Here is an 11,112-nt window from a genome sequence, read left to right on the forward strand (position 1 = left end):
GCGCGCGGGATCGCCCCTTCTATTACCCGAACAAACCCCGAAGTTCACACGGAACGCGAGCCCCACACGCTGGCTCCCGCGCCCGCGATCCGCAAGACCCTGGCCGGTTTTCGGATGCGAGAAGCCCGGCGGAATCGCTCCGCCGGGCATCGTCAAAGTCTTTGCGTTCCAGCTCCGATCAGATTACCCCTGTAGAAACCCGACTGACGCCTCAGGAAAGGCTCGCGCCGTTTCGGCGGCCACGACATCGAAGACTGACATGACCGAGCCAGACGTGGTGATGTACTACCAGATTTGCGGGCTCTGCGGAGAGCGCGTTTTCAGGGAGGATCTGACCTCGTTTTGGATTCCGTCCAAGCGTCTCGGGAGCATCGAGTTCAACGCGCACGTGAGCTGTCTTCAACGTATACTGCACCCCATGGTCAGCTCGATCTTCGACCCGGAGGACGTCAGATCTCACGCGCGTCCGGGCGGCTGAGCCTACGGTCCGACGCAGCTACGCCTCCGCCGCCTCACCCTCGCCCGCCAGCTCCATCTGCTCGCGGCGCTCCACCTTGATGACGCCTTTGACCTTGCGCACCGCGTTGATGACGCGGGTGAGGTGCGTGAGGTTCTCGACTTCCACCACGAACTGGCCGTGCATCCCGTGCTCGTCGGCGGTGATGTCGGCGCTCTTGATGTTGGTGTTGGTGGACGAGATGGTGCTCGCGATGTCCGCGAAGAGGCCGCGCCGGTCCGTGCCCTCCATCACCAGGCGCACGAAGAAGCGGTCGCCTGCGACGGTCTCCCACTCGATCTCCGTGCGGCGCTCCGGGTGGTCGCGGAGCTGCAGGATGTTGGGGCAGTCGATGCGGTGCACCGAGATGCCGCGGCCGCGCGTGACGTAGCCCGTCACCTTGTCGCCCGGCACCGGCTGGCAGCACTGGGAGTAGCGCACCATCAGGTTGTCGATCCCCTGGATCTTGACCCCCTGCCCCCGCTCCGGCTCCGCGCCGCGCACGCGCGACACCAGCCGCTCGAAGGCGGAGGGCGGACGCACGGGCGCGGCCTCCACCGTCTCCGGCCACAGCTCGCGGATGACGGCGCTGGGGCCCAGATCGCCGCGGCCCAGGGCGGCGAAGAGGTGGTCCGAGTCGGCGAACTCCAGCTTCTTCGCCACCTCGGCGAAGCGGTCGTCGCCCACCTTCTCGCGGCGCGACTTGCGGATCTCGCGCTCGATGAACTCGCGGCCCAGCCGCACCGACGAGCCGAACTCCTCTTCCTTGATCCACTGCCGGATCTTGTTGCGCGCGCGCGCCGTCTTCACGAACGCCAGCCAGTCGCGCGAGGGGCGCTGCTTCTGGTCGGTGAGCACCTCCACGGTGTCGCCGTTCTTCAGCTCGCGCGAGAGCGGAACGATCTTGCCGTTGATCCTGGCGCCGTTGCAGCGCAGCCCCACCTGCGTGTGCACCGCGAAGGCGAAGTCGATGGGCGTGGCCCCCTTGGGGAGCTGCTTCACGTCGCCCATCGGCGTGAAGACGAAGATCTCGTCCTGGAAGAGGTCGATGCGGAGGAACTCCATGAACTCCTCCGGCTCGCGCGTCTCCTGCTGCCACTCCAGCACCTGCCGGAACCAGGAGAGCGTGGAGTCCACGTCGTCGCCGCCGCGCGGGCCTTCCTTGTACTTCCAGTGCGCCGCGATCCCGTACTCCGCCGTGCGGTGCATCTCGCGCGTGCGGATCTGGATCTCGTACAGCCGCCCACCCGGCCCGAAGATGGTGGTGTGGAGCGAGCGGTACATGTTGGACTTGGGCGTGGCGATGTAGTCGTGGAACCGCTCCGTGAGCGGCGTCCAGCGGTTGTGGATCACCCCCAGCGCGTGGTAGCAGTCCGTGACCGTGTCCACGATGACGCGCACCGCCATCAGGTCGTAGATCTCCTCGTAGCTCTTCTCGCGCAGCGCCATCTTGCGCCGGATCGACCAGAGGTGCTTGGGCCGCCCGGTGACCTCGCACTCGATCCCCGCGGCGCGCAGGTCGCCCTCCAGCGGCTCCCGCATCTGCTCGATCAGCTCTTCGCGCTCGCGCCGCTTCTCGGCCACCTTGGCGGCGAGCTCCTTGTACGGCTCGGGCTCCAGGAACTTGAAGCAGAGGTCTTCCAGCTCCCACTTGATGTGCGCCACCCCCAGCCGGTGCGCGAGCGGCGCGTAGATCTCGCGCGTCTCCTGCGCGATGCGGCGGCGCTTCTCCTCTCGCAGGTGCTCCAGCGTGCGCATGTTGTGGAGGCGGTCGGCCAGCTTCACCAGGATGACGCGGGCGTCCTGCGCCATGCTCAGCAGCAGCTTGCGGAAGTTCTCCACCTGCTGCTCCGTGCTGGTGCGGAACTGCACCTTGCTGATCTTGGTGAGCCCGTCCACCACCGTAGCCACCTCGGCCCCGAAGGCGTCGTGCACGTCCTGCAGCGTGGCGGATGTGTCTTCCACCACGTCGTGGATCAGCCCGCTGGCGATGGTCACCGAGTCCAGGTGCAGGTCGGCCAGGATGCGGGCCACTTCCACGCAGTGGACGATGTAGTCCTCGCCCGAATGGCGCTTCTGCCCGGCGTGCGCCACGCCCGAGAACTCGTAGGCGCGCGTGATCCGGTCCAGGTCCAGCCGGTCCAGCGTCGGCTCCAGCGACGCGAACAGCTCAGGCGGCAGGATGGCGCGGGCGTGCTCGACCGCGTCCTCGCGGGCGGGGAGGAGGGAGGCGGCCATGGCGCTACCCTCGGGCGGCTTGCGGCCGCGCGCCGGCCCCCGCCGCGCGAATTCGCGCGGCGAAGGATGCGGTTGGCCTGCGGGGGACGAGAGTAGTCATGCAATCAATCTACACCATGGGGGAAGCCCTCGCGCCCTCCAGGATCCCGCTCTCCACGAACGAGACGTAGCGCCCCTCGCCCACGACCACGTGGTCGAGCACGGGGATCCCCAGCAGCTCCCCCGCTTCGGCGAGCTGGACGGTGACCGCGCGATCCTCTGCGGAGGGGGTGGGCTCGCCGCTGGGATGGTTGTGCACCAGGATGATCGACGCCGCAGATTCCGCCAGCGCGGGGCGAAAGACCTCGCGCGGGTGCACCAGCGAGGCGTCCAGTGTGCCGCGCGTCACCACCACGTCGCGGAGCACCTGGTTCTGGGTGTTGAGGAGGAGGACGTGGAACTCCTCCTGCGGCAGGTCGCGCATCACCAGCCGCATCCGCTCGTACACGTCGCGCGGGGACGCGATCCGGTCGCGCTCGCCCCGTACCTCCTCGGTGGCGCGGCGGCCCAGCTCCATGGCGGCCAGGATCTTGGCCGCCTTTGCCGGCCCGATCCCGTACACCTCGCAGATGGCGCTGGGCGGCGCCGTGAGGATGCGCCGCAGCGACTCGTGGCCGCTCCCGCCCTGCGCGGTCCAGCGGAGCAAGTCGCCGGCCAAGTCCAGCGCGGTCTTGGCGACCCTTCCCTCCTGCGCGGGCCTTCCGGTCTCGATCAGCAGCGCCAGCAGCTCCCTGGACGCGAGCGCCCGCGGCCCCAGCATGCGCAGGCGCTCGCGCGGCTGGTCGGCGGTGGGCCATTCTTTGATGGTGTAGGTGGTCACGGCAGGGGAATGGGTGCGGGGGCGGGGTTCGGCGTCCGGGATGGCACGGGCAGCCACATGGGGCGGCCCCTACAGGTTCGGTGCGCTGTGACGAGCGGCGGAGCGGCGGCGGGCACGGGCGCGATAAATCGCGCCCCTACGGAATTTGTGCGCCGCGCGCGGGCTTCGCCCCCTCTCTCGATAACAGAGGGCGCAGCCCTCTCCTGTTATCGGGAGAGGGGGCAGCGAGGAACGAGCGGGGGTGAGGGCCCCTCCCACCCCCAACATCACACCACACCCGCCGCCGCAGAAGCCCCTACGCGAAACCGGTCCGCGCGGCGCCCCCAAACGCGCGCCAGCGCACCCAAACGCAAGCGGGGGCGGAGCCGATTCCGGCCCCGCCCCCGCTCGCTGTCACCTATTCCCCATTCCCCATTCCCCATTCCCCATTCCCCTATTCCCCGCCGTTCACCCGTTCCGCCCGTGGCAGTTCTTGTACTTCTTTCCGCTCCCGCAGGGGCACGGATCGTTGCGGCCCACGGCGTTGGTGGCGGGGGCGGGGCGCAGGGCGCCCTCTTCCTCGCGGTTGGTGTGGAGCTGCGAGGGCTCCGGGGCGAGCTGCGCGTACGGGTTCACGCCCAGCAGCGGCGCGCGGCGCGGCGGCGGAGGCGGGGCCGGCTCCGGCGCGGGGGGCGGCGGCGCCATCCCCGCGTCCTCCATCAGCTCCTCCTCGGTGCCCTGCGGGAAGCCGAAGAAGCCCATCGGCGGCGCCTCCATCGCCGGGGCGAGCTGCGCGCGAAAGGTGAAGCGCGACACCGCGCCGTAGAGGTCCTTCATCAGGTCCTCGAACATGTCGAACGCTTCCTTCTTGTACTCCACCAGCGGATCTTTCTGGCCCCACCCGCGGAAGCCGATCGACGCCTTGAGGTGGTCCAGGTCGTACAGGTGGTCCTTCCACTTCTCGTCGATGGTGGAGAGCACCACGAAGCGCAGCACCGCGTCGGTGGCCTCGCCGAAGCGCTCCAGCTTCTCCTCGAAGGCGGCGCGGGCGGCGTCCATCACGTACTCGCTCAGATCCTCGCGGCCGCTGAAGTCGTGGCCCACGCCGTCCTCGGTGGGAAGGCGGTCCGGGCTCATCCCGAAGTCGAGCAGGAGGCGCTGGCGGAGGGCGTGCAGCTCCCACGACTCGGTGTCGCCGCTGGCGTACTCGTCCAGCAGCACGGGGAGCGCGTGCTCCACCATGTCCCACACCTCGGCGCGCAGCTCGTCGCCGCCCTCCAGGGCAAAGGTGCGCAGATCGTAGATGACCTCGCGCTGCTGGTTCATGACGTCGTCGTAGTCCAGCAGCCGCTTGCGCGCCTCGAAGTTCTGCATCTCCACGCGCTTCTGCGCGCCGCCGATGGAGTTGGTGATCCACGGGTGCGTGATCACCTCCCCCTCCTCGGCCCCCATGCGGTCCATGATGGAGGCGATGCGGTCGGAGCCGAAGAGGCGCATCAGGTCGTCTTCCAGGGAGAGGAAGAACTGCGACGCGCCCGGGTCGCCCTGGCGGCCGGCGCGGCCGCGGAGCTGGCGGTCGATGCGCCGGCTCTCGTGCCGCTCCGAGCCGATGATGTGCAGGCCGCCCATCTCGGTGACCGCCTTCCCCTCCGCGTCCGTCGTCGGGCGCGGCTCGGTGACGCCTGCGCCCAGCTTGATGTCGGTGCCGCGCCCGGCCATGTTCGTGGCGATGGTGACGGCGCCCGGTTGCCCGGCCAGCGAGACGATCTCGGCTTCGCGCTGGTGGTACTTGGCGTTCAGCACCTCGTGCGGCACCCCGCCGCGCTTCAGCATGCGCGACAGCGTCTCGCTGGTGTCCACGCTCACCGTGCCGACGAGCACGGGAAGCTCCAGCGCGTGGAGGCGGCGCACCTCCTCCACGATGGCGTTCAGCTTCTCGCGCTTGGTCTTGTAGACCAGGTCGTGGCGGTCGTCGCGCTGGATGGGACGATTGGTGGGGATCACCATCACGTCCAGCCCGTAGATCTGGTGGAACTCCCCTTCCTCGGTCTCCGCGGTGCCCGTCATTCCGCAGAGCTTGTCGTACATGCGGAAGTAGTTCTGGATGGTGATGGTGGCCAGCGTCTGCGTCTCGGCCTTCACCGACACGCCCTCCTTGGCCTCCACCGCCTGGTGCAGCCCGTCGGACCAGCGCCGGCCCGCCATCATGCGGCCGGTGAACTCGTCGACGATCATCACCTGCCCGTCCTGGATGACGTACTGCTCGTCCTTGTTGAAGAGCGCGTACGCCTTCAGGAGCTGGTGGATGACGTGGATCTTCTCGCTCTTCTCCGCGTACTCGCGCTCCAGCTCGTCCACGCGGGCGCGGCGCTCGTCCACGCTCAGCCCCTCCTGCAGCTCCACCCGGTGCACCTCCTCGGAGATGTCGGGAACGATGAAGGCGTCGTGCTCGTTGGGCGCCAGCACGTCGAGCCCCTGGTCGGTCAGGTGCACGTTGTGCCCCTTCTCGTCCATGGAGAAGAGGAGGTTCTCCTCCAGCTCGTGGACGCGCTTCTCCATCATGTAGTCGCGCTCCACCTTGCCGATGATCTTCACCAGCCCGGGGTCGTCGGCCAGCATCTTCTGGAGGCGCTTGTTCTTGGGCGCGCCGCGGCGGGCCAGGAAGAGCTTCTCCCCCGCCCCGTACGTGTCGCCGGCGGCGATGTTCTGCTCGGCCTGGGCGATGAAGTCGTTGACCAGGCGGTTCTGGCGGCGGTACAGGTCGGCCACCGACGGGTTGTAGCGCGCGTACGCCGCGTTGGTCTCGTTGCCCACGGGGCCCGAGATGATCAGCGGGGTGCGCGCCTCGTCGATGAGCACCGAGTCCACCTCGTCGACGATGGCGTACGCGTGGTGGCGCTGCACCCGCTGGTCGAGCGAGTGCACCATGTTGTCGCGCAGGTAGTCGAAGCCGAACTCGTTGTTGGTGCCGTACGTGATGTCGGCGTGGTACGCGGCGCGGCGCTCGGGGGTGTTGGGCTCGTGCAGGTCGATGCACCCCACCGTAAGGCCCAGGAAGCCGTACAGGTGCCCCATCCACTCCGCGTCGCGCTGGGCCAGGTACGAGTTGACCGTAACCAGGTGCGCGCCGCGGCCGGTGAGCGCGTTGAGGTACAGCGGCAGGGTGGCGACGAGGGTCTTCCCCTCGCCGGTGGCCATCTCCGCCACCTTGCCCTGGTGCAGCGTGATGCCGCCGATGAGCTGCACGTCGTAGTGCACCATGTCCCACTTGATGGGCTGGCCGGTCACCATCACCTCGCTGCCCACCAGGCGCGCGGCGGCCGCCTTGACGGTGGCGAAGGCCTCGGGAAGGATCTCGTCGAGGATCCCTTCCAGCGCCTCCTTGCGCCGCTCCTCCGCCTCGCCGATGCGCTGGGCGATCCCCTCGCGCTCGGCGGCGACGAGCGTTGCGCGCTTCTCCTCGCGCAGCTCAGCCAGCTCCGCCTCCACTTCGGCGACGGCTTCGCGGATGCGGGCGCGGAATAGCTCCGTCTGCGCGCGCAGCTCGTCGTCCGAGAGGCCCTGCAGCCGCTCGAACTCCTCGTTGATCTGCTCGATGATGGGGGCCAGCCGCTTCAGCTCGCGCTGGTGGCGGGTGCCGAACAGGGCCTGGACGATGGTCTTCAACATGGACGTACCCTTCGCCTTACAAACGGGGAAGCTCCCGGTACAACCCGCGGCGCTCGACCAGCGCGCGGACCGCATCGGGAACCAGATATCGAATCGTTTCTCCGGCCGCGGCGCGCCGGCGCACTTCGGTCGCGGACACGTCCACCCGCGTTACCGCCACGCTGGTGGCGGGGATGGGCGCGTCCGGCGGCACTCCCGCGCCGTCCCTGGAGAGGACGGCGACGCGGGCCAGCCGCAGGATCTCGCCCGGCTCCCTCCACCCGGGGATCTCGCGCAGGTTGTCCGCGCCGATCAGCAGCACCAGCTCGTCGCCGGGGTGGCGCGCCGCGAGCTCGCGCAGCGTGTCCACCGTGTACGACGGCCCTTCGCGGCGCAGCTCCACGTCGTCGGCCTCGAAGCGCGGGTCGCCCTCCACGGCGGCCCTCACCATCTCCAGCCGCGCGGTGGCGGAGGCCTGCACGGTGCCCAGCTTGTGCGGCGGCACGGCCGAGGGGATCCAGAGGACGCACTCCAGCCCCAGCGCCTCGCACGCATCGGAGGCGACCACCAGGTGCCCCAGGTGCGGCGGGTCGAAGGTCCCGCCGAATACCCCGATGCGCATTCCGCCTGCGGGCGCCCCTACGCCGGCGGAAGGGTGCGCGCTTCGGGGCTCTGCGGGTAGCTCTGCCGCAGCTTTGCGCGGGTCTCCTGCGCCTCTTCCTTGTACCCCACCCGGTCGTACGCCAGCGCCATCTGCAGCAGCGCCTGCGGTGCCGTGGGGGTGTCCGGGTACTCCGTGGCCGCGCGCTGGAAGTAGATGACCGACGCGTCGAAGGCGCCGCGGCGGAAGTACCACATCCCGGCCTCGTACGACTTGCGGGCCAGCTTGTCGCGCAGCTCCGCCACCCAGAGGCGCGCCCGGTCCGACCGGGCGGTCTGCCCGTAGTACTCCACGTACGAGCCGCAGTACAGCAGCGCCGTCTCGGTGTTCTCCTGGTCCAGCGCCGTCTTGGGCGACAGGGTGCGGTACGCCTCGCACACGCCGAAGCGGGCGTCTTCCTGGCGCGGCGTGGCGGGAAACTCCGTCACGATGCGCAGAAAGGTGGTGGCCGCCATCAGCTGCTCGTGCGTCTCCATGCGCGAGCGCCCCAGGGCGTACAGCCCTTCGGGGAGGCGCGGGTCGCCGGCCGAGGCGTCCACCCACGTCTGCAGCAGCTCCGCGGCGCGGCCGAAGCGGCGTGCCTCGTACGCGGCCATCCCGCGCTGGTACGCGGTCTCGGGGGTGAGCGGGGGCGGGGCGCGGAACACCGAGCATCCCGCGGTGGAAAGCGCCAGGACCAGGGCCAGCGGCGCGCAGCGTGTAAGTAGCTTGGGTCTCATGGGTGCCGGTACCCCGATGGGCGGGGCATTGTTCAACGGTCGTTGACGGAATCCTGCGTGCGCCCCGCGGCGCCCTCGCGCTGCCGTTCCAGCATCCCCAGGTACGACGACACCTGGGCGTTGCCGGGGTTCTGCTCCAGCGTCCGGCGCCACTCCGCCCCGGCTTCGTCCACCCGGCCGGCGCGGTACAGCGCCAGCCCCAGGTTGGCCCGCGCGGCCGCGAAGGAGGGGCGGGCTTCCACCACGCCGCGCAGCTCGGCGATCGCTTCGTCGTGCCGGCCCACCTCAACGAGCAGGCGGCCCAGCTTGTTTCGGATGTCCAGGAACTGGGGGCGCAGCACCAGCGCCTTGCGGTACTCGGCCAGCGCCTCGTCCACCCCGCCCGCTTCGGCGTACAGGTCGCCGAGGTCCTGGTGCAGGTTGGCGAGCCGCGCCGCCGCCGCGCTGGGAAAGCGCCCGCCGGACTTCTCCTCGTCCGCGCCCGCCGCGTGGGCGAACGACTCGCGGGCTTCCTCGGTGCGCCCCAGGTCGTTGAGCGTGATGGCGCGGTTGAGGTGCGCCTCCACGTACCCGGGGTTCAGCTCCGTGGCCCGCCCGAACGCTTCCAGCGCCTCGTCCGTGCGCCCCACCAGCGACAGGCAGAGCCCCATGAGGTTCTGCACGTCCGGGAACTCGGGGTGCCGCTCCGCCACCGTCTGCAGGTCGGCCAGGGCGGCGAGGTACGCGTTGCGCGCGTATGCTTCTTTGGCGCGCGCCAGGAGCTGCTCCGTCGTGGCTTCGGGGGCCATCGATCCTCCGCTGGGGGATGGGCGCGAAACCGGGGGAAGATAGGCCCTCCCCCGGCCCGCGAGCAAGGCGCCGGGCGCGTGGCGTGCATTCTTAACTGCTTGTCTCACGCGGAGGCGCGGAGACGCAGAGAAAAGCCTCACACAGAGTTGGTATGAGAAGGCTGCCCCCGGCCGGTCGCGGCGTAGCGTAGATTACGCTCGCCAGGGAAATGACCGTTTACGGGCAAGACGCCCCGAAGCCGGAGGACAGCCATGCGCAGCGATACGGTGTGGTTCCCGAAGATTACCATCGGGTTTGACCTTGGGGACCGGAAAAGTCATACCTGCGAGGTGGACGAGACATCGCGAGTGATCCGCACCGCGGTGGTGCAGACGACGCGAAGCGCGGTGGAGGCGTACTTCGGATGTCGGGAGCGGTGCCGCGTGGTGATGGAGGCGGGAACGCACTCGCCGTGGATCTCGCGCCAGATCGCGGAGCTGGGCCATGAGGTGGTGGTCGCGAATCCGAGCGAGCTGTATGGAAGCAGGCGGCGCAAGAAACGCAACGACCGCACGGATTCGGAGTTCCTGGCGCGGCAGGGCAGAGCCGACGTGAAGCTGTTGCACGCTGTGCAGCACCGGAGCGCGAAAGCGCAGGCACACCTGGAGCTGATTCGAGCGCGGGACCAGTTGGTGCGGGTGCGCACCAAGCTGATCAACCACGTGCGCGGCGCGGTCAAAGCGATCGGAGGACGGGTCACGATCTGCTCGGCGGAGGTGTTCGCCGGACGCGCCGCCCATCAGATCCCCTGTGAGCTGCGGGTCGTGCTGGAGCCGATGCTGGCCGTCATCACGGACGTGACACAGCGGATCAAGGCGATGGACCGGCAGGTGGAGCAGATCGCTCTGGAATACCCGGCGGTCGCCCGCCTGCAGCAGCTGAAGGGAGTGGGGGCGCTGACCGCGCTGGCGTTCGTGCTCCTGATCGAGGACCCGAGGCGCTTCAAGCAGAGCCGGGACGTGGGGCCGTACTTCGGGCTGGTGCCGCGCCTGGACGACAGCAGCGACAGCACGCCTCAGCTCGGCATCACGAAAGCGGGCGACGAGCTGGGCCGCCGCCTCCTGGTCAGCGCAGCACAATACATCCTGGGACCGTTCGGTCCCGAGTGCGACCTGCGGCGCTTCGGGAGTGCGATCGCGGCGCGCGGCGGGAAGAACGCCAAGAAGCGAGCGGTCGTAGCGGTGGCACGCAAGCTCGCCGTGCTGCTGCACCGCCTCTGGGTCACGGAGGCGGCATACGATCCAGACCGGCAGAGCAAGCGGGCCGCGTAGCCCCACGCTGAACTTGTGAGAGGGCAGACTCGCCCCACATACCTCGCCGCCGAAGACTGCGATCTGTGTCTTGGTCCGAAGCTGAGGCCGCAACAGAGTTGGCAGCGTCGGGAGAGGTCATCGGATACCAGCATGCACCGGCGCCCAAGAGCGTGCAGTCCAGAGTGCGGATAGAAGAGCGGTCCGGGGCGAGTTGCCGGCCAGAGGCCGGCAGGGCCACCACGTTGGCCCTTGACAGACAAAGCCTTCTCATAGAAGAACACAGAGGGAACAGCAAGCCACAGAGACCTCTTCTTTCAGTTCTCTCTCTGTGTCTCTGTGTGAGCCCCGCCGTTCCACCTCCGCGTCTCCGCGCCTCCGCGTGAGACTGCAGTTTTCGCACTCGCAGACCGACGATGGCGACTTTCGTTCAC

At 69.1% G+C, this 11,112-nt stretch carries 8 protein-coding genes; 2 read left to right on the forward strand and 6 right to left on the reverse strand.

Annotated elements, in window-relative coordinates; all coding sequences use genetic code 11:
* The first annotated feature begins 259 nt into the window (after positions 1–259).
* The gene (locus tag VF647_04320) at positions 260–478 is read left to right on the forward strand and encodes a hypothetical protein (protein ID HEX8451298.1); all 219 of its coding nucleotides are present in this window, start codon (positions 260–262) and stop codon (positions 476–478) included.
* Between the two features lie 18 nt (positions 479–496).
* Here VF647_04320 and VF647_04325 read toward each other — a convergent pair whose 3' ends face one another.
* The 6 genes from VF647_04325 to VF647_04350 form a co-directional block, all read right to left on the reverse strand.
* On the reverse strand, positions 497–2,734 hold the full coding sequence (locus tag VF647_04325) for a bifunctional (p)ppGpp synthetase/guanosine-3',5'-bis(diphosphate) 3'-pyrophosphohydrolase (protein ID HEX8451299.1): 2,238 nt from the start codon (positions 2,732–2,734) through the stop codon (positions 497–499).
* A gap of 109 nt (positions 2,735–2,843) precedes the next feature.
* Complete coding sequence (gene radC, locus VF647_04330) at positions 2,844–3,593, reverse strand: DNA repair protein RadC (protein ID HEX8451300.1); 750 nt, start codon at positions 3,591–3,593, stop codon at positions 2,844–2,846.
* 447 nt (positions 3,594–4,040) lie between these two features.
* The gene (secA, locus tag VF647_04335) at positions 4,041–7,241 is read right to left on the reverse strand and encodes a preprotein translocase subunit SecA (GenBank protein HEX8451301.1); all 3,201 of its coding nucleotides are present in this window, start codon (positions 7,239–7,241) and stop codon (positions 4,041–4,043) included.
* Positions 7,242–7,257: 16 nt separating this feature from the next.
* Complete coding sequence (nadD, locus tag VF647_04340; GenBank protein HEX8451302.1) at positions 7,258–7,842, reverse strand: nicotinate-nucleotide adenylyltransferase; 585 nt, start codon at positions 7,840–7,842, stop codon at positions 7,258–7,260.
* Positions 7,843–7,859: 17 nt separating this feature from the next.
* Positions 7,860–8,600 carry an outer membrane protein assembly factor BamD gene (bamD, locus tag VF647_04345; protein HEX8451303.1) on the reverse strand — a complete coding sequence of 247 codons (741 nt, stop codon included), beginning with the start codon at positions 8,598–8,600 and terminating at the stop codon, positions 7,860–7,862.
* Between the two features lie 32 nt (positions 8,601–8,632).
* Entirely contained in the window at positions 8,633–9,388 is a 756-nt protein-coding gene (locus tag VF647_04350) for a tetratricopeptide repeat protein (GenBank protein ID HEX8451304.1), read from the reverse strand.
* A gap of 252 nt (positions 9,389–9,640) precedes the next feature.
* Between VF647_04350 and VF647_04355 the strand changes: the two genes are divergently transcribed.
* Positions 9,641–10,699 (forward strand): IS110 family transposase, encoded by a 1,059-nt coding sequence (locus VF647_04355; protein HEX8451305.1) that lies wholly within the window; start codon positions 9,641–9,643, stop codon positions 10,697–10,699.
* Positions 10,700–11,112 lie beyond the last annotated feature (413 nt).

Origin of the sequence: Longimicrobium sp. (assembly GCA_036387335.1) — a bacterium.
GTDB lineage: Bacteria > Gemmatimonadota > Gemmatimonadetes > Longimicrobiales > Longimicrobiaceae > Longimicrobium.